This window comes from Methanoplanus limicola DSM 2279, from assembly GCF_000243255.1.
Classification (GTDB): Archaea; Halobacteriota; Methanomicrobia; order Methanomicrobiales; family Methanomicrobiaceae; genus Methanoplanus; species Methanoplanus limicola.
In genome coordinates this window covers 2,220,453-2,240,561 of the sequence record NZ_CM001436.1, presented here as the reverse complement: position 1 = coordinate 2,240,561, position 20,109 = coordinate 2,220,453, and the positions used below count along the sequence as shown (strand labels likewise).

The 20,109-nt window shown below is 33.1% G+C and carries 14 protein-coding genes; 3 read left to right on the top strand and 11 right to left on the bottom strand.

Annotation, left to right across the window (positions count from 1 at the left end; translation table 11 throughout):
* Positions 1-318: 318 nt before the first annotated feature.
* Together istA and istB are read left to right on the top strand one after the other, a co-directional pair.
* Positions 319-1,587 carry an IS21 family transposase gene (gene istA / locus METLIM_RS10590; RefSeq protein ID WP_048145897.1) on the top strand — a complete coding sequence of 423 codons (1,269 nt, stop codon included), beginning with the start codon at positions 319-321 and terminating at the stop codon, positions 1,585-1,587.
* Complete coding sequence (istB, locus tag METLIM_RS10585) at positions 1,584-2,381, top strand: IS21-like element helper ATPase IstB (RefSeq protein ID WP_004078449.1); 798 nt, start codon at positions 1,584-1,586, stop codon at positions 2,379-2,381. Before istA ends, istB begins: the two co-directional genes overlap by 4 nt.
* Positions 2,382-2,807: 426 nt before the next feature.
* Here istB and METLIM_RS10580 read toward each other — a convergent pair whose 3' ends face one another.
* From METLIM_RS10580 to METLIM_RS10535, 11 genes are all read right to left on the bottom strand, one after another.
* Positions 2,808-3,389 (bottom strand): hypothetical protein, encoded by a 582-nt coding sequence (locus METLIM_RS10580; RefSeq protein WP_004078448.1) that lies wholly within the window; start codon positions 3,387-3,389, stop codon positions 2,808-2,810.
* Positions 3,390-3,493: 104 nt separating this feature from the next.
* The gene (locus METLIM_RS10575; protein ID WP_048145895.1) at positions 3,494-4,999 is read right to left on the bottom strand and encodes a phospholipase D-like domain-containing protein; all 1,506 of its coding nucleotides are present in this window, start codon (positions 4,997-4,999) and stop codon (positions 3,494-3,496) included.
* Positions 4,992-5,141 carry a hypothetical protein gene (locus METLIM_RS16660; protein WP_004078446.1) on the bottom strand — a complete coding sequence of 50 codons (150 nt, stop codon included), beginning with the start codon at positions 5,139-5,141 and terminating at the stop codon, positions 4,992-4,994. Before METLIM_RS16660 ends, METLIM_RS10575 begins: the two co-directional genes overlap by 8 nt.
* A complete protein-coding gene (locus METLIM_RS10570; RefSeq protein WP_004078445.1) occupies positions 5,138-10,861 on the bottom strand; it encodes a DEAD/DEAH box helicase in 5,724 nt (1,907 codons plus the stop codon). Before METLIM_RS10570 ends, METLIM_RS16660 begins: the two co-directional genes overlap by 4 nt.
* A 120-nt stretch (positions 10,862-10,981) precedes the next feature.
* A complete protein-coding gene (locus tag METLIM_RS10565; protein ID WP_004078444.1) occupies positions 10,982-11,755 on the bottom strand; it encodes a hypothetical protein in 774 nt (257 codons plus the stop codon).
* Positions 11,755-14,799 carry a hypothetical protein gene (locus METLIM_RS10560; protein WP_004078443.1) on the bottom strand — a complete coding sequence of 1,015 codons (3,045 nt, stop codon included), beginning with the start codon at positions 14,797-14,799 and terminating at the stop codon, positions 11,755-11,757. Before METLIM_RS10560 ends, METLIM_RS10565 begins: the two co-directional genes overlap by 1 nt.
* Before the next feature lies 1 nt (position 14,800).
* Entirely contained in the window at positions 14,801-15,595 is a 795-nt protein-coding gene (locus METLIM_RS10555) for a hypothetical protein (protein WP_004078442.1), read from the bottom strand.
* A gap of 2 nt (positions 15,596-15,597) precedes the next feature.
* Positions 15,598-16,488 (bottom strand): hypothetical protein, encoded by an 891-nt coding sequence (locus METLIM_RS10550; RefSeq protein ID WP_004078441.1) that lies wholly within the window; start codon positions 16,486-16,488, stop codon positions 15,598-15,600.
* A 55-nt stretch (positions 16,489-16,543) separates the two neighbouring features.
* Entirely contained in the window at positions 16,544-17,716 is a 1,173-nt protein-coding gene (locus METLIM_RS10545; protein ID WP_004078440.1) for a BREX system ATP-binding domain-containing protein, read from the bottom strand.
* Entirely contained in the window at positions 17,709-18,551 is an 843-nt protein-coding gene (locus tag METLIM_RS10540) for a hypothetical protein (protein WP_004078439.1), read from the bottom strand. Before METLIM_RS10540 ends, METLIM_RS10545 begins: the two co-directional genes overlap by 8 nt.
* Positions 18,548-19,576, bottom strand: a complete 1,029-nt coding sequence (locus tag METLIM_RS10535; protein WP_004078438.1) for a tRNA-guanine transglycosylase — start codon at positions 19,574-19,576, stop codon at positions 18,548-18,550. Before METLIM_RS10535 ends, METLIM_RS10540 begins: the two co-directional genes overlap by 4 nt.
* A 40-nt stretch (positions 19,577-19,616) precedes the next feature.
* On the opposite strand from METLIM_RS10535, the gene METLIM_RS10530 reads away from it, so the two are divergent.
* Positions 19,617-19,907: a winged helix-turn-helix domain-containing protein gene (locus METLIM_RS10530; RefSeq protein ID WP_004078437.1), complete on the top strand. Its 291-nt coding sequence runs from the start codon at positions 19,617-19,619 to the stop codon at positions 19,905-19,907.
* Positions 19,908-20,109: the final 202 nt, after the last annotated feature.

The window sequence follows — 20,109 nt, the reverse complement described above, 5'->3', positions numbered from 1 at the left end:
TGGTATAAGACCAGATTCACTACATTCTTCACAGTACTCGAGCCAGAGCAAGCCTAAAGTAACACCACTCTTCGCCATTTCGCGGTGGATATATTCATAATCCGGAATATGATATGTTACACCGCTTTTATTAGCAGGCATGATTTTATCTGCTAATTCCTCATTGCTCAGAGAATTGGCTTTTTCCTGTCAATGACGGTCTAGAAATCCCCACTTGTGACGGTGAGAATCTCCCCAATTGCGTCGGGATAAGATTCCTCACTTTAGTCGGAATTAAATTCCCCAGTCCATTACCAGATAGTATCTGGTTGAAGCAGAATGGTAGACAAGGAGGATTATTTTATGCTAAAAGACCTCGCTCGTGAACAAGAATTGACAATTGGAAAAGTAAACATCAGTGAAATATCTCGTATGACAGGTTTTGACCGAAAGACTGTCAGGCACTATCTATCTTCTGATGTGCCACCTGAGAGTAGAAGAAGACGTAACAGGCCAAGCAAGCTTGACAAATATAAGCCGTACATAAGAAACAGGCTGGAGCAGTATCCCTCTCTAACACGCACCAGAATTTATGAAGAGATAAAAGAACAGGGTTACGATGGAGGACTCACAATTCTTGGTGATTATATCTCCAAAGTTCGCCCTGAAATTCCCAAACTTCCTGAGATCAGATATGAAACACCTCCTGGAGAAATGGGTCAGTGTGATTGGTTTGAATACAATTATGCATGCACAGACGGGACCAAAAAGAAGGTCTATGGTTTCATTATGGTTCTTGGTTATTCCAGGATGAGATATGTCCGATTCTTTCATTCACAGAGCCTTCAGGCTCTTATTGAGGGTCATCTTGGGGCTTTTGAATATTTCAATGGTGTACCAAAAGTCCTCCTGTATGACAATCTGAGAAGTGTTGTTCTGAAGCGGAAAGTACCTTCAACCTCTTCAGAATTTCATCCTGAGTTCATTAATTTCAGAGACCATTTTGGTTTCACATCCCGCCTCTGCAGAATATACAGGGCAAAAACAAAGGGTAAAGTTGAACGCGGTGTGCTCTATGTAAAGCAAAATTTTCTCTATGGCAGGGAATTCAGTTCTATTGATGACCTGAATCTTCAGGTAATGGGATGGCTGAATACTGCTAATGCAAAGGTTCATGGGACAACTTATGAAATTCCATTTGAGAGGCTTCCAAAAGAAAATTTCCGACCTTATTCGTCATATCCTCAATTCGTATTCAGGAAGAAATACCAGCGAAAGGTTATGAGAGACTGTTACATCTCTATGTATAATAATCAATATTCAGTCCCCTGGAAATATGCCGGAAGAATTGTGGACGTTATTGTTCAGGATAACACAATCTCAGTCTTCGCTGATGATACTGAGATATGTACACATATCCTTCTTGAAGGAAAGAATCAGCGAAGTAAGAAGAAAGAGCATTTTGAAGGACTCCTCAAAAAAGTTCTCAATGAGCCATGCAAAAGTCCGAAAAGAAAGCAGGATGATACAGAAGAAAAAGAACAATATCTCGTAGAAAAACGCAGCACCGCAGATTATGATGCACTTTTTAAAGGTGATGCCTCATGACTACACTTCTTCTTGAACAGGTTCATCAACAGCTAATCCTATTGAAACTAATGACGATGGATGCACTTCTTGAACCAACTCTTGAACGTGCCATGAAGGAGAATCTGAGTTCCCTTGAAACCATTGGATATTTACTTGAGCAGGAGTGGAAGGAAAAGGTATCATCAACAATAAGAACACGTACCAAGAATGCAGGTTTTCCGCTCATCAAAAGAATAAATGATTTTGACTTTACATTTCAGCCCTCTATTGACAAGACAGTAATACGGGATCTTGCTACGCTAAGATTTGTTGATATTGGTGAGAATGTTGTCTTCCTTGGTCCCCCCGGTGTTGGGAAAACTCATCTTGCTATTGGCCTTGGGGTAACTGCAATAGAACAGGGAATCCCAGTGATCTTTCTGAATGCTTCAGTACTGATTGAACGTCTAAAAGAAGCTCACCATATTGGTCAGTTGGATCGCTATCTGAAAAAACTAACACGACCAGGTGTTCTGATCATTGATGAAATTGGATATCTTCCATTTGATGCGGATGCAGCTTACTGTTTCTTCCAATTGATTTCAAGAAGATATGAAAGAGGATCAACAATATTCACCTCAAACAAAACGCTTGCTGAATGGGGTGAGATATTTCAGGATCATGTAATAGCTACTGCACTTCTTGATCGTATTCTTCACCATTGCACGGTTGTGAATATTCGAGGTGAAAGTTACCGTATGAAAGACAGAAAGAGTCATAAATTATGGATTGATCAGTCAAAAATCAAAGGAGAAGGGTTTCCACATGTTTGACCCGAAATTAGAGAAAGATTTAAGAGGGGTGGGGAATAATAAACCGATGGTACTGGGGAATGTAAAACCGTCATTGACATTTCCCAGTTGAGATCGCATTCTTCTATTCTTTTCAGTACATCGATCACTGTTGTTCGTGAGCAGTTACACGAATCTGCGATCTGCGTTTTCTTTAGCCCAAGACTATTCAGTCTAAGGATTTCTTTGTAATTCACCATTGGTAAATCAATTCCTGGCATCATTTTGACACCAGACGAATATTTCACGTGGCAAAATCTCAAACTATCCTAATTATCTTCTGAAGCTGAGGAAGGCGACTCGTCAGAGGAGCCTGACGAAGAAAATAGTGGTTGTTGAAGGGAAGTGATGAGACTGTTCAGTAGTTGCGGAAAGGGTGTTCATTTTGAGCGGACCAACTGTTCAGTTTCAGCGGAATCGGTGTCCAGTTTGGCCGGACTTACTGTTCAGATCTACCCGGAATATACAATTTGGATATATTCTTCCGAAGCGATAAAGAGAATAATTCAGAACTGTCGAAAATTGCTTGTACTTTGCTGATTCTTCTGGAATTTTTAATACAACGGTTCCCCAGTCACACTCTGATCTAAAGCCTGAATCATATTCCTGAGCTATGCAAACATCTTTGAAGGAGTTGCTTTCCTTCCATTTTGAAACTTCTCTCAGAACAGTTGAATAGCTAATCTTTTCTCCTTCCCCAACAAGAATTGAAAATATCTGTTTTGCGTTTAGTCTTTGTTTTTTTGGTTTTTCCTGATTCTCAAGAAGCATTGAGAGAATCCGATCTCTGATTTCTCCTTTGCATACTGTATTTGGTCTTGCAACTTTCTCATCTTCTGGTAAGATCTCATTGGTTAATCCATTTTTACAGTTTTCAATACGATTAAGGTACTTTGAAACAGTGTTTCGGGATATTCCCATTATTTCAGCTACTTTCCTCTTTGATCGTGTTTCAAGGTACAGCTGATAAATCCTGTTAACATCGCACATTGATTTCACCACCTTGTGTTTGTCGTCTTATGCAGTTTCATTTACTGCCAGTGTTACTGGGGGTGGATCAATTACGATGATTTTTTTGACGAAAAGTGGATCAGTTACGATGATTTTTTACAAAATTTCCGAATAGTATCGATATTCTCTAAGATAAATTTGGCTTTTTTATACATGAAGCTGAATTTTTTTTCCTTCTTATAGGTATTATAGGTATTATAGGTATATATGCATAAGGCCGGTCCAGTATTATTATAATATACATACCATTTGGCTTTATCATCGGAATCAAGTTCTTTTTCGATTTTATCCTTTGAGTATTGTTCACTGATTTCTATATAGTTATTTAGTACCCCGGCATCATAGGCCTCAAGAATCTTCTCCCATTTAGCTTTTCCAAAATTCATTTTTATTTCCGGGAAACTTAGTAAAGGATGCCCGTTATATTCCCCAATCTCATAATTTGTTGATTTATTTTCTTCTTTTCCTTCTGATTGGTGGGATTCATTTGAGTTAACTGGTGAGGGTCCCTTAGATTCTTTAGAACGAACTTTTGGTACTTCATCTTTTTCTTTAATATCAGATTCAGATTTATCTTTTTTATCAGTAATTATATCCTCTTTATTTTCATCTTCAAAGGTTTGATAAGTGTTTCTGTCAAGTCCGGAAATTCCACAATCCTTGAGAATGTCCTGTATTTCAGATGGGAGTTGTTCAGAAGAAATTATTTTTTCAAGTTTAGCATGACCTATTATCTGTTCAAATTTTTCCTTTGCAGAATATTTATCAGATGCTAATTTCCAGATATTGCCATTATTTTTTTCTTCAGAACTATTATCGTTATTATTCTTTTTATTATCTTTATATTCGGAATTCGAAAGTTTGCCGGCAACCTTTAACATCCTATCCAAAATTACCGGGTTTGTCTCATAGGACAAAAGTTCATCATTCCAGTTAAAACCACTGTGTGTCAGATTAGCAGAACCAAAAAGAGCGGCATTTTTACCAAGAATTATTTTTGCATGGAGACGCTCATTATAATATATATTTATTTTTGCTTCAGGAGGTGCATTCTGTTCAATTTTTCTGATAAAGGAAATAACATAGGACTTACCCTTTGCTTTTTCCCGTGCAGATGATAATTCTTTCCTGGAATTATTAATTATCTCTTCAATCAGGTTTTGTTTATCGTCTTCAGTTTCTGTTTTGTTTTCTTTATTGGATTTACAAATTGAGTTGATTTTACATAAAGAATCATGATATTTATAAATTTGTTTTATATCTACGAGTTTGTGAGGTGGGTAACAGACAAAATTGATCTCAGTTCCGTATTCCAAAAATTTATTCAGGATTTCACTAAAATAAATGGTACCCCGTGAGTATCCCGGGAAAAGATCTGCAAAACATCCACGTGAAGAAAATGAAAATTTACTTTCTGTAATCCAGGGGCTGATTAACCAGAGACTGTTAGGATCTTTATCCTTCATCCTTGCATATATAAGTTCCGCACAAAAAAAATCGAGAAGATGTTCTGAGATAGATTCTTCTTCTGGATAATTAAGTATAAATTGAGATGATGGCTCTTTTTTACTCTCTGAACTGTTACTCATGCAATAGCCTTCCGTTTTTATCATTTCCCTTTAGGAGAAGATTTATCTGAACTGAATTTGGAAATTTTCTTCCGGTAATATCATAAACTGCCCCACAATAGCGAATAAAAAATTTATGCCAATAATGGACATTATTATTCATAGCGACATTCTCCTGCAATGAAAACCTAATTCGTAATAAACATCCTTTTCATGTACTGATATTTTATGATAGCCACCTGAATTAATCATAATTCCATAAGTTTCTTCTTCAATTTCGATTCGTTCTATCATTAGTTGGTGAATTAATTGAGAAACATCTTCTGATCTATTAAATGGATATACTACATATGCAAGGTAATTTTCTTCTAATTTTGCAATAAGCCTACTTTTAATTTTTTCAAAATATTCATCATCGATATTCCTATCTTCAATCGTTATTGTATTTTGTTTCTTTGAGTCTTTTATTACCATCCTAAGAAGTCTACGGCTCAATAAAATGTTATTCCTTCGTGGGTCTCCGTCAATATCACAAAGCGTGTGTAAGCAGGATGGGCAACCATCTTTACATGTGGTTAACAATCTCTTTTCAACCTCTTCAAGAAAGGCTTTTTTTATTAAAATATTATTGATTTCTGGGAAAAGATTTTCTCCATTGTGAATATTACAATAATGTTCAAACGTGGTTAATTCCGAATTTAAATATCCTATGATTTTTTTATTTTTAAGTATCTCGTTTTTATCTCTGTTTGCTTCAGAACTATCTGATGACTTATTTAATACCTGTTCCTTATTCTTTTTACTGAGTTTATCTTCAATTTCATATGTATTTTTACCGTGATCATATGGAAACAGGACTGATATTATTTTATCAACTATTTCATCATTCTCCTCTGAATTTTCTAATTTTAATATTTTACGTATTTTCCCGTTCCTTTCTTCTTCTGAAATTTTAAGTAGATGCTTCTTATTTTCAGGAGTTAATTTATCAAGAAATTCCTTAAGACAAACTGTATTATCAATAACTTCTTTAGTAATTTGTTTAATTTCTTCATAATCCGAGTCTAAATTTTTAGAAAGAAGTTTATAAAATTTATTCCAGTTCTGAAGTTCATTTTCATCTCCTCCAGTGACAATACGATAGCATCTGCCCTTAATTTCTTCAACTGTAGGCTCACAACCGTATTCTTTTTTCAGGTCGTTGATAAGGCTAATATTTAACTCACGGAACATTTGATGGTTTTCAATTTCTTCTTCACCAATTTCAATTGGTTTGGAAAAAAGGCGACTAAGTGCTCTGATATTCTCTTCTTTAAGTTCAAAATGGTATTTCTGCCTAAACCACGAGATTAAATCATTTATATCTTTGGTCTTAGAATCTGTAGATTTAATGATTTCCTGATATTTTTCTGATAATTCTTTAAGGTCGTCATTTTCTAATTGAAGAATATCTCTAAGAAAATGCTCCTCCTCGGCAGTTGGACACTCACCTATTTGAGATTCCAGAAAATTCCATACAAAATGAGGATTTTGACTAAAATTATCGTAAATATTTCTGAATGCCCCTGTTCCATGCATCCCATGTTCAAATATGTATGTGTGCTTTAAATCATTATTGTCACGCTCTAAATCATTATAATCATAGTTTAGGTATGTCCAGCCACAAAGGTCCCTTTCTGAATCAAAACCTCCAAGAATAACGAAAGCTGATTTTAGAGCATGTTTCATAGAGTGGACATAAATATCTTCAAGCCTTTTGTTTATCAATTCTTCGTTTTCCCCAGAAAGAACAGTTTTATGGAAATTAATTACTGTGCTCATAAACTTTTGGTCATTTAAGAGTGAAAAGAGATTATCTTCTGTAAGTGAATTGTAATTGAAATTTTCTTCAAGAACCTCTCTGAATTCTTCAGAAATTTGAGAATCATTGCATTCATGATAAATATAATTGTTGAGCTTTTCTAAATTTTCTTCATGGCCATATATAAATAGATAGACATTTAAGAAGGCATTTATTGAAAATGTATTAATTGAATTTGCCAGTTTAAACTCGTTGAATACTTCAAATTTGAAGATTTTAATTTTAAGATCATTGTAAAATGATCTGTCCCTCTTTTTTATATTATGTATATTTAGTTCATCACCCAAATTTGATAGATCAAACCAAAGATCAACCCCTTCGGTTTCCATACAATATCCAAGTGCACAATCTTTACTTCCTTTGGTATATCCAAAAATCTCTTCATTTTTACCTTTTCCTGTTGAAAATGTAACCGTTGAACCCAGAATAATCTTTTGGGCATTAATATATTCTCCGGTATCGCTATTGGCAAAGTTAACTTCAGAGAATATATCTTTAAATATTCCAAGTTCAGAGGCTCTCTTAAAGTGGGGGTAATTTGATGAAGTTTTATTATATTCTACGAGATTATTTGGATTTTTGTTTCCTTTTTTTAATGTTACATCATAAAATGTTATTGGATAACCTTTTGTTTTAGTATTTAGATTACCGTAAGTTGTGTTTTCATCAGGATGGTCTTCTTTGTACTCTTTAATATCCTTATATAATTTTGAATCATCGTGAGAGTAAATCCATTTCGAATACTTCTCATCTTTTTTATCTTCCTTACCATCCTTATCTCCCCCACCATTTCTATTTTTATCATATTCATTTCTTCTAATAAATGATACTACTCTGATGCTCTTTGGGCGAATAATCTCTAAAATTGAATTATCATCTAGATTTGGTAATAATTTTCTTAATGATTTGGGAATATTATTTGTTACTTTTATTTCTGTTATGATTGGATCATCATATAACCAATTATATCGCGTATCCATCTTTTTAAGATTAATATTGGCATTTGTATAATCCTCCCCGGGGTTGTCTCTTCCAGGGATCCAATAAGCTGAAATATCATCTTTTTTTCCAAACCATCTATATGTTACATTGCCTGGTGAGGTTTCTGAAAGTCCCAGATTTATTTCTATATTTTTATCAAGTTCACTATTATCTCCCGCATATTTAATATCAACGGAGGGGAGATTTATACTTGAAAAGAGATTATTTGGAAGATCATTAGGGAGGGCTTTTATAGGAGTAATACCATAGTCCGGGCTATCATTTTTTGCTTTTCTTTTGTAGTTTGAAATGAGATTTTTAATGCTTCCAATTATTTCATCATTTTTATCAGTATTAAGAAGTTCGCATATATATTTTGTAATATTGTCATTTATCTCTAATTTGTCAGCATCGTCTTTTTTTGTCTGAGATGGGAAAGTTTCGTTAGCGAGTTCCTGGGCTTCATTATTACATTTATAGGCTATAATATCAAGAGTTCCATAAAATCCATGAATTTTTTTAATGCTTTTATTATCTGTATTTATCGGTGGTTTTTCGAATAGAGGTTCAACAAGGTTATGGTGGTTTTGGTAATAGAATATGTCTTTAGTTCTATATGGACTTAATACGGTGACAGTGAGGGGTCTGTTTTCTGGACCACGTCCGGCCCGTCCCTTTCTCTGTGTAAAACTTGCAATATTCATAGGAGATTGATACTGGAAAACACACATAATGTTGGGATCATCATAACCCACTTCCATAGCTGATGTTGTTATTAGTAGGTCATAATTGTCGGGTACATATCCACTTTTCCCTGTTTTGGATTTAATTTTGAGATTGTCTATATATCGACTATCTTTCTTTGTTGGATTGCCATACCGCATAAACCACCAGCATTCTCCCTGTTGGTAAAAGATACAGTTGCGGTTTACCTGTTTTGCACAATCACTACATCTTTCCGGTTTAATTCCAAAATAATCCTTAATATCTTTATGACCCTCAATTGAAGGAGGATTTCTTAATAAATATAGCTTTTTGATATTATCGGCATCGCAGAGCGTAGATTTCCATCTCTGTACTAAATCAAGTGAATCTACAAATCCAAGAGCCTTATATTTATTTCCTGAAGAATAAGAGAAGTTATGAAGAACACACATGCAGGTCTGTAGAAGGTTTGACAGAACATCAGTATCTTCACCACTTTCAGGTTTGACAAATACTAAATGTTCAACTCCACTCTTCTTCATTTCATTGTCTTTGGGTTCTTCATGTACTATATTATGTTCTGGTATTCCGGTAAATTCACTGAAAAATTTAATTGGATTTCCAATAGTCGCACTTAGTCCAAGAACTAATGGTGAACCGGAGGTCTCATGTGCATGAGATATTCTTTTGAGCAGGCGCTGTATAAGATATGCCACCTGGGTACCGTTCAATGATGTATGAAGATGAACTTCATCAACCATGATCAGTTTTGGAGCACAGTAGTTTTTTGTTCCAAAAAGATTTTGGTATTTTGTATTTATCAGACGTGAGTTAAGACTTTCTGTGGTAACGATGTAAATATCTGGTGGTTCATTCGCAAAATCTTCTTTACTATATTTAACATAATCTATTTCAACTCCACATTCACAGGTTAATGGAGAATTTTGTCCAATATTCCTTATCTTAACAAAGAGGTTTTTATCACATTTAGGACATTTTGCATAGGGACATATATATTTTCCTCCTTCTGATGTATTTTCATATTTCCATAATCTGTTTATATTATTCTCATAGAGTGTTTTTTTACCAGATTCTGGAGCTTTTCCAAAATCTGTCCATCCATATGGCGTTCCGGAATAATCAATTCCAATAGTTATTTTTTTGTCATTGTTTTTGTTTATGTGATATAATATTTTTATAAATGTTTCAATCTGATTTTCTGCAAGTTTAGTTCTGGGGTATACATTGATCAATTTTGTTCCTTTTTTATCCTGATTAAGGAGGATGTAATAAAGAATTGGAACTATATATGCGAGAGTTTTTCCCATACCGGTTCCGGCTGTTAAAATCATTCCTTTATAACCGGAATCTTGTTCTATTAATTTTTGAAATATGTGGGTAAAACTTCTGTACTGAAAATCTGCAATTTGATCATATTTGTTCTTTTTTAATGCTTCAATGAAATTATCAGTAATTGTCCTGAGGTTTTGCTCTACACCTGATGGATAAGATTTAAACTCAGATAGCATATCATAAACTGGTTGTTCAAGGTCTATATTTCTCGTAGGTGTTTTTCTGTCGATCACTTCGAGTTTAACCCCTTGAGTTAGTTTTTTGGAATCTTGACTTTTTTGACCCCAAAATCTCTGCCGAAGTTTACTAAGCAACCTTATGATTTCAGCGATACGGCTTCTGAATTCCCAGTCCAATACGTTTCCTTCTCTATTTAATGGTAAAAGAAAGCCATCATTCATTAAACTTCTTAAACCATATTCTGTTTTAATAAATAACGGGTCATTTTCAATAATTGATTCACAGAACAGAGCATTTCCTCTAATTTCGGTTTCATAAATTCCATAGCGAATCTGGTGAGCATCCTCTTTTTCAATAAATGTTAAAAGATTATCTAATAATTCATCTCTCTTTCTCTTTTCTTTTTTTTCTTTACCCTTATATAACGATGAATCCAGAATTACTTTCTTATCCGATAGTTTTATGAGGCCCAAATCTTCCAATAATTCAACAACTGTTTCTGTATTACCATCGAAAATTTTGGATAGTTTCTTATTAAAATTTTCTGATTCAAAATCTTTATTGGAATTTTTGATTAATATCTCTTCAATAATCTTAGAAAAAGGAATCTCATTTGTTATTTCTTCACCGTTAACTAAGATACAACCATTTTTTTCAAGTTCGGAAATATGACTATTTAAATCCTCGTTGGATATATTCTCTATTATCCCATTTTTCGTGACGATCTCATCTTCTTTTTTAGCCCATTTATTTCTTGAAATTTTAGAAATTTGAAATAATATATTTATTTTATCATCTGTCATTTGTTTTCTCTCCGAATCCTGTTGTATAATAAGATTCCTCATAAACTTTGTTTGAATTATTTGTGCATTTGATGATAATTCATCTTTTTCTTGATAATTATGGATATGATTTTAATGATGTTACTTATTAAGCCTCACAGAAATATTCCTTGCCAAATCCGGATAATTATCATTAATTTCAGACAATATTGTAGTGGTAATATTATGTAGATTTGACCGATGTCCAGCCTTCATTCTATCAAGGAATTCTTTTGTTTCTTTAGAAACATCATTTATTTCAAGACCTTTGGTTTTCTCTTCCTCGGCCTCACATTTTGAAAAATATTCATTCCATTCCTTTAAGGAGTAATCAAAACCATTGTTTGTTAAATATTGAAATGCTGCCTCTGAATTTGAAATGTTTGACCTGATATATTCCTTTGTTTCATCGAAGACATCCGGATTGATATTATGTTCAGGATACTGAGATGCAAATTCGGAAATATTTTCTTTCCTTTTGTCCAGTTCAGAGATTATATTATTTATTAAATTACTGTTGTTGCGATTAAGTTCTCTTACCTGAGTGTTGAAAGTATCAAAATCATTTGATAGTTTTTCCAGTTCCTCTATATCCAATCCTTCTATATTGCAAACTGACCCTTCTTGATTGTTTTTTAATTTGCGGGATAAGTATTGGTGGGTATTATATAAATTTTTCAGGGTCTCTTTTAATTCATTTTCATCTGGTTTTATCTTTGTCAGGAATTTAGATTGAATAATACATGATCTCTTTAAATTTGAATCAGAAATTTCTCTTTGTAATTTTCTGATCTTCTCGTTTTTTTCAGCGAATTTATTTTTTTCTTCCAGGAAACCAGTAATTTTGATTAATTCTTCCTGATAATTTAAAGACATCAGAAATCACCATCCATAATTAAAAATTCATCAAGAGAATTTCTGATTTTATTTATATCATAATTAATCTGAGATTTGTAATCTGTTTCACTGGCTAAACCACTGACTAATCTATCAAGATATCCCATTGCCTTATACTCATCAAGATTGCAGATGTACTTGAAGTTTATAGTTACAAGGAACTCCTTTATTTTAGAGAATATATCAACCTCGCTGTTTTCAAGGTCTGATAATTCATCCTGAATTTTAATGATGTAATCCACATACAATTTATAATCCTGCTTTTTTAGTACTGGAATTATGTTTGATATGGAATTATTATACTGTGTTGTTGAAAGATTGCTTCTCAATTCATTTAAAAGTTTTATCAGATTATCCCCATAACACATCTGGCTGAATTTATCTTCAATTTCCAAAAGATCTTCTGAAGAAGAATCAAATGAAAGTCCCTGACATTTATTTGCAAATAATTTTAATTTGGCTGATAAATCCTTAAATTCAATATCAGCTTTTTCAATTTTATATCTTTTATTTGGAACATCTGAGTTTATTAGAGGGTAATATGGATTGTCCTTAATATCTTTCCAGGCCCTTTCAAGGAGAGGGTAGTCGATTACTCCAGCAGATTCACCCGAACCTCTTATAGAAAATGTACTGAGAAACAGACCATTAACAATTTTTAGTAGTTTGTCGTGCTTAACTGTACCTTCTAGAAAAATTCTCTGTATTTCAGGTGACCATACATTATAGCTGATATCCCTTTCTATTTCATGAATTCTTAAAATATCTTTGGCATCAATTATAGGTTCTAAAAATAATTTGGATTTAAAGAGCGAATTTGCTGTAATGTATGCTGACAGGATGTAGGATTCAGTAGTATTTTTTAGTTCTTCTTCAAAGGTCTTTTTTAATGAAATATTGTAATTATTCAGACAACTTTTAATCCTGACTATATTTTTACTAAGGAATTCATTAATGGTATTATCAACTGAATTTTCAGTTCCGATTTCGTAAAGATCTACAAAGTCATCAACTGTAAATGCAAGGAATAATCCCTTATATCTTGAAATTTCATCTTTAAAAGAATCTTTTTGATCTGATGGAATGATTGTGATTCTGTTCTTCCAGTTGCCATCTCCGCCAATATGAAATTCGCACTCCCGGTTTCCTTTTGGTTTATACGAAATAATTTCTAAACCCTCTTTTCTTGAAGATTTGCGATTTATCAGGTTGTTATAATTTTTACTCCCGGAAAGGTCACCATTTAATTTTTTCAGAATTAAATTAAATCCATCTTTGATTGAATTAAGGGGAAGATCATTTGATTCGCCTTTGCACCATAGTCTTACATTCTGCTGAACCTCCTGTCTTACTGGATTAATTGCTTCAACTTTTGTTCTCTCAGAACTACCACCGTCACTGATGAGGTTCAGATTTGATTCTGATAAATTAAGGCTTGCCTGAACCGTATCGGCATTAATATATTTTTGAGGAATTTCATGAACACCCAACTCAGATAAAAATGAGCTATTAAGAGTTACTTTTCCTCCTTCAATATTCCCATACCACCATAAAGTATTATAGAAATTAAACCATCTTCTTTTATCTTCTTCAAGTAGTCCGGAGAAATTGTCAGTTGTATTAAGAGTAAGAAAATTATCGACAAAACAACTTGGCGGTAAATCATTATCATATGACTGTAAAATTGTATTTCTTAATATCTGAATCATAAATCTGGGAGTCAGGGATATGCTCTGATTTTTACTAAGCAGCATATCGGTTTTAATTTTCCCATATAATTTTATGAGGAAATCTTTTGAAAAAGGATAATAGACAAATTTATTATCCTTAAAATAATCCCTGAACTGATTTCTGAAATCAAGTTCACTTAAATTGTCATATGATGGGTTATATGACGCCTTTAAATATTTCTGAGTGAAATGCAAAAAGTGATTTAATCCTTTTTCACCTACGAGCCAGTTTGCATTTTTACTGTTTTCAGAATCGCTAAGACTTAATTTAACTTCATGGAGTCTTGCTTCAGCTGTTCCAAAAAAGCTGGCTTTGATCTTGTTTTCATAAAATGCAGTAGTTGTTCCGATTATAAAATCACAGATATAACCTTCATCTGTGGAGATATCAGTAATGACTGTTATAAATTCATCAATAAGATTTCCAAGGAAAGTAACATCATCAAATATAAGTACCGGAATTTTGTTATTTTCATTTGCTTTTTTGATATATTTAAATATTAATTCCTGAACATTTGTTGTATCATAGAAGTTGTTAATTAATTTATTATATAATGTTTTGTTTACTTTATCATAATCAATTAGATTTATGCTTACTCCGTGTTTTATCAATTCAGGATCTTTTGTACAATCTACTTTATCTTTTGAAGTAAAAAATTCTAAAGATGATTCAACCGTAGAAAAATCTTCGGTATTTTTAAATTTATCAACTCTTTCTCTTATATTATAGATTACTTTTTCTGCAAGATATTCAAAAGCAAACGCACGTCCTTCTTCATTCTTTGCAGAAATAGTGATTGATGAAGAATCTTCGTCATATATTAAACCCAAAATGAATCTGTAGAATGTGGAAACTGATGTTCCTCCCCGATCCTGCAGCAATTTTTCTGAAATATCAACCTGTTTTCCGGATATTCTCTCGGCAACTCCCAGAATTCCTCCCATTGCAAGTTCACGCTTTGAAACACGTATTGTTTCGTAATCGGAGCATTTTTTTGGGATTTCAAGTTCCAGAAGTCTGCATAATTCTGTTTTTCCGGTTCCTGGGGCTCCCCATATTACATAAGGACGGATATAACTTCTGCTATCTTTTCTTTCACTTAAATTAAAGTCCCATTGTTCAAGAAAATCCTTCTCTGAAACTAATCTATCAATTTCTCCTGAACCAGGGTTTTTATGATAAAAACTCAGAGGATAATGTGTTTTAAAGAAGGTTTCTTCGGTCTTCTGGAAACACTCTATTGTAAATGTCTGATTTACTAAGTCTTTACTTATTATTTCTGAAATGTTCATGTTAGTCCACCCTCATGATTAAATTATATTCTTTGTTGTTAGTCTCTATGTTCAGTGGTCTGCCTCCATCTGAGAGATAATCAAATTCTATTGAAGATAATTCGTCTTTAAGAGAGAGAGTTTTCATAAGTACTGGAAGAATTTTTGTCTTATCGGTGTCTGTAAATACCGGAAAGAATTCTGATTCAAGAGAAGGCAAAAACCCGGAGAAGATATCTTTTGGTTCTGAATCTTTTAGTAACAGATTAACTATTGTTTCAAACAAATCCAGGGGAAAGGAAATCATTATTCTTCTATCATCAAGTTTTGTTATAAAGTTGAAGTATGTAAGTAGTTGCTTTAAAAAGTCAACCTTGCCACCTAACCTTTCACCAGACGGGTCAATAATTCCTGATTTTCCTCTGGCATGAATTAAATATTCTTCGAGACTGTTTTCATTAATGACCGGATTAGCAAATAACTCTCCTAAAAAATGAGAAAAGTAATTAATATGTTCTTCGTCTGAGTTTCTGATTGAATATAATAACTGGCTCTTGAAATGTAATGAAAAATTCTCAGAATAGGGATCACATATATCAAGATACTTACAATCCCTGAGTATTATATCATTTTCAGAGTTTATGATTATATCCAGAGCATCGAGAATTTTTAAATGAGCCTCAATTGAATTTTTATTTCCTGAAGTAAATTTGGATAACAATTCTTTTTTATTTACGCTTCCGTCAGTTGTTGAAATATACTGACACAGGGATTCAAGAATGCCCCCGTTTGGTTGATCTAAAATATCTACTGCCATAATTATTCCCCAATAATTTCTGAGATATAGCCCTGAATATCATTATCTTTACAGGATTCACAAATCTGCAGAAAATTTTCATGATTATTGCTTATGTATCCATCTCTGGTTTCAATAATTAAAGATGGATCAAAATCATTCTCGTTCAAAATATTGTATAGTTTCTCAGAAACAGATTTAACATCATTTTCATCTTCAATCCATGGTTTAAGAGAAATGGAAATATCATTGAACTTATCATTTGAAGATTTAATATTACCTAACAATTCTACCAGAATATCCCATATTGGTGTAATCGCGAGTATTTCCTCTCCAAAATTAAAAAGATCAGAGACTTGAGCTGATTTTTTACCCAACAGTCGATATTCCAGTCTATAAAGATTATTAAAGAAGACGTTTTTAGTTGTTTTAAATTGGAATTCCTGTAAACAGTTATCCTCAATAAATTTAGAGTAAACCCTGTTATAGTTTAAAGGAATCTGTATTGATTTTTCCTCTATGCTTTTCCCGGAGTATCTCCAGTTTTTAGGAGTAAAACCGATAGAATCCCCAACAAATATTTTTGGTGTATTTGATTCAATTATTGAAGAAACATATCCAGTCTTTTCTTCATATCCTGAATTAAGAATTATCAAAGAGAGAAGACTGCCCTTATCAGAACAATTGCTAAGGTCCTGAAAAGAAATATCCTGTATTAATTTTAATGGAAAATTCCTGCTGATAGCTGCTTCCGGATCAAAAATACTCAAATCCATACATCCTGAAATCTCATGTAAAAGAGGTACTGAACGAAGGGAACCAAAGGGTTGTGATGATTGAGTATCTATTATGATTAAATAGTTATTATTTCTGATAATATCCTGTATATATGAATTAACCTCCCCAAACTTCATAAATTTAGATTTAAATTAATATTTAATATATTTTTTGATTTTATCCTGAGGAAATTCATAATAAATTACTCACAAAATCTTCATCTATTTTTTTTCCTTCTTTTATTGATAAATCCAAAAGATTGCTGCAGATTGTAATGATCTGTCTGGCATTGCCCTGACCCTGAACAAATATTTTATCAATAGCTGAATCTGTAAAGGGGCCCAGTGAATCACTCCCCAATTTCCTTTTTAAATTGAGATAAGATATAATAAATTCTCCAACATTTTCTCTTGTAAGGGGTTTTAAATTTACTTCTTTACCAATTCTTTCTGAGAATGCATGATATTCAGATATTATTTTCTCCCAGACCTCGGGCGCACAGGCCATAACAATTGAAAGTCCAAATGGATTTAGATCCATTAGATGTCTTATCGAATTAAGCATATTCTGTTTGGTTTTTGTCTGAAGTGTTTCAATATATTCAAATTCATCAATTAATAATATCAGAGGGGTGTTGTCTGTTAATTCAAGAGTATTTTTCAAAGCTAAAAAGGCTCTTTGGGACAATCTTTTCCCAATATTGGTTGTGAGATTAATTTCTCTTCGTCGTGAATATTCAATAGATTCTCCACTTATCCATTCCCAGGATGTAATGGAGTTCTCTTCGTAGGCCAGATTAAGGAAAGCCCTTGAAAAATCAGGAAATTTGGTTTTTGCAGATAATTTTATCATAGCCTCCGGAATAACGTCTGATAACAGTACATCTCCGCTTTCAATAGAATTCCAACCCTCATTGTTCTTAATATCTTCTTCTATCTTACCTTCGCGGGACAGTTGGACAGCACAGTTCCCGATATACTTCTGGGCATTACTCTTTAGGTAGTCGGGTCCAATATCGTAGATAAAATCACGGTAAATATCCAACATACTTTCACCGGGTTGTCCGATATAACCTACAACCGGTTTATTTAATTCTGAATTTTCAAACTGCTTTTTTATCTGTGACTGGATATATCTGAGAGTATGGCTTTTACCATTCCCGTAGGAACCTGATATTATCAGATGGCTTGATCGGCCATATTTAATAACCGGAGACAGCACATTGCTGATTTTATTCAGTACATCTTCCTGCCCAACGTATATTTCAGGTGTCTGCTCCGGAATACCTGAATAAGGGAATGGATTTCCGGTCAGGTTTAATCTGGAATAGTCCAGATCTGATAGATTAATCTCCAGGTTACTCATTGTTTATACTCCCGTGAATTGCTACATATATGAATTCTTTCTTCCCAATTTTAATTCCACTAAGATACTTGTCAGACCTAAGTTCAACACCGGTCCATTCTGGAATGTTTGAAAAAACAGCTGATTTTATTTTTTTCTTGCTTTTTTTTGCACTTGTTGTTACTGGTGCACCTGAAAATTCAATAATTCCAATGTTTTTATTGTAAAGTTCAATAAGTGATTTATCAAAAAAAATCCTGCTAATTTTTAAATTTTCGCATGTAAACTCCCTCAATTTAGGTATTGAAATGTATCTTTTTTTCATGAAACCTGATTCATCTGTGTCAAGTGATGAATAATTTCTGGCAAAGGAATCCGGAAAATTTATACAATCAGAATTAATGCTGTAATAGTGATCATTGAATACATTTCTCTGTATCAGGCCAATCCTTAGAGTCCAGTCTGATATTATGGAGATGGATGTCTTATTAAAAAGATATTCTGAATTTTTCATTCCACTTTCAAGGTTGGATAATTCAACAGGTCCGTTTCTGTCAATATAATTATAAAATTGGCTGTAAAATGGATAATTCATCAAAACGGAGTGAATTGATTCCCAGTCTTCTTCCAAAACAGCTCTGTTAAATATTCGACATTCCTGAGTCGGAATAAATTTCTGTTCATCATTTTCAAGAAGATTCATAACATCCATTTCATTAATTATTTCTCTGGATCTACGGATGGAAATATTCAGTTTTTCACTTAGATTCTCATAATTAATTTCTTCTTCCTTCTCTGCAATCAATGCAACTTCTACAACCCGGCTAAGTGAAACCGGACGCATACTTTTTCTCATACTAGGCCCTTCTTTTTTAATTTGGCATATCTATATGAACTTTTTATTCCTATACTATTTGAAAATCTTTTATCCAGATATCTTTCAACGTCATTTTCTAAAATAGAGACTTTTAATTTTCTTATTTCATTGTTTATGATCCACAAATTATGTAAACCAATCAGTTTTCTCTCATTGCGTATTTCATCAAATTTGTGATTTGAGCAGACAGGACAGATGCAGGGAAGGTATTTCGTTACTTTCATCTTCTGAAATTCAATAGTATTACCTTCTGGCAGGAAATATAACCTGCTTGATCCTCCTTTTAAGAATGCTGATGAGTCAAAAGTGTCGGCACCCATGTAAACCATTAAAGGAATCATTGTTGGACCTCCCAATCCGAAAATATGTAATGGGAGGTCTCCAATTTTTTTCCTGATGGCAAAAATTGTGTCAATTACTGCCCTATAATTTGACTTTTTTGATACAAGACCACCTATTGCAAAACCATCAAAATTTCCTCTTTTCATCAGATAATCGAGCATATTCATCATAACTTTTATATTGCTTCCCTGTATGGTGGCATATATCAGCATATCTTCGTGTTCCCGTTTTTCAAGCGCTAATAATGCATTTTTTACACTTTTTTTTATGGAATCTGAATGGTTTCTGTAGTATATGTCATCCTCCTGAAAAACTGGTACATCCAGTGTAGCAGCAATATCGGCTCCTATGTTTTCCTGAACTCTTAGGATCTGGACTGGATCTAATGTTATGTTGTCTGTTTTTTGTTGATATCCTCCACTGTCTGCAAAAAACACGCCATCTTTAACATATTTGCCATGTAATTTCTGAGTTTTTAATCTTTCATAGAAGGCCGTTGAGTTAATGTAGTGAGCATTTACCATCATTGTTTTCATATCCGGAATTTCTTCCCAATATTTTGGGGAATTGCCATCACCTTTAATTCCGCAGTTATGAACCGGAAAAAATGCAGGTGTTTCCAACTCCCTGGTTCTTGTAATAATACTTTTTAATTCTCCCATTTATTCCTCCAAATTAGTCTACTAAATGAGTAGACTACTTATGGCTATAAATATTTTTTTAATCCACATTCATGAAGAAATGGCTGAAGCTATCCCTAAACATTTACTTGAAAAGTTATCTAAACTATATAATAAAACAAATGGTAATTCATTTACTCATGAAGAAGCACAGGAAATTTTGGGTATAACTAAGTCATATGCTGGCAGAGTTCTGCCTGAGTTGGTGAAGGCAGGTTGGATTAAATCTAAGCGTGAAAAGTCAGATGGCAGGCGGAAGATTTACTATTTCAATGATCTCTGTGAAATCATTAATGAAATTGGAAAGTGTTGATATTTTATTAGCCTTTGTTTTTTAAATAGTAAATCTTTTTTTAGAATCGATGTTAAATGTTCCTTTAAGCTAATTAACAAAAACCTTGGTTTTTATGACAGTCAGAATGATTTTATGATACACATTTTACATTTTATACATAATTTAATAGTAAAGAAAATACCATATTACAGCAAATAATTATTATCGGAATTTGCAATGT

Bases quoted from the DNA above. Each gene is read 5' to 3' on its own strand.
- METLIM_RS10565 (WP_004078444.1), bottom strand. From the start codon at position 11,755: ATGTCTTTAAATTATCAGGAAGAATTAATCAAAATTACTGGTTTCCTG.
- istB (WP_004078449.1), top strand. From the start codon at position 1,584: ATGACTACACTTCTTCTTGAACAGGTTCATCAACAGCTAATCCTATTG.
- METLIM_RS10555 (WP_004078442.1), bottom strand. From the start codon at position 15,595: ATGGCAGTAGATATTTTAGATCAACCAAACGGGGGCATTCTTGAATCC.
- istA (WP_048145897.1), top strand. From the start codon at position 319: ATGGTAGACAAGGAGGATTATTTTATGCTAAAAGACCTCGCTCGTGAA.
- METLIM_RS10545 (WP_004078440.1), bottom strand. From the start codon at position 17,716: ATGAGTAACCTGGAGATTAATCTATCAGATCTGGACTATTCCAGATTA.
- METLIM_RS10580 (WP_004078448.1), bottom strand. From the start codon at position 3,389: ATGTGCGATGTTAACAGGATTTATCAGCTGTACCTTGAAACACGATCA.
- METLIM_RS10575 (WP_048145895.1), bottom strand. From the start codon at position 4,999: ATGAGTAACAGTTCAGAGAGTAAAAAAGAGCCATCATCTCAATTTATA.
- METLIM_RS10540 (WP_004078439.1), bottom strand. From the start codon at position 18,551: ATGAGAAAAAGTATGCGTCCGGTTTCACTTAGCCGGGTTGTAGAAGTT.
- METLIM_RS10560 (WP_004078443.1), bottom strand. From the start codon at position 14,799: ATGAACATTTCAGAAATAATAAGTAAAGACTTAGTAAATCAGACATTT.
- METLIM_RS10535 (WP_004078438.1), bottom strand. From the start codon at position 19,576: ATGGGAGAATTAAAAAGTATTATTACAAGAACCAGGGAGTTGGAAACA.
- METLIM_RS10570 (WP_004078445.1), bottom strand. From the start codon at position 10,861: ATGACAGATGATAAAATAAATATATTATTTCAAATTTCTAAAATTTCA.
- METLIM_RS10530 (WP_004078437.1), top strand. From the start codon at position 19,617: ATGGCTATAAATATTTTTTTAATCCACATTCATGAAGAAATGGCTGAA.
- METLIM_RS16660 (WP_004078446.1), bottom strand. From the start codon at position 5,141: ATGAATAATAATGTCCATTATTGGCATAAATTTTTTATTCGCTATTGT.
- METLIM_RS10550 (WP_004078441.1), bottom strand. From the start codon at position 16,488: ATGAAGTTTGGGGAGGTTAATTCATATATACAGGATATTATCAGAAAT.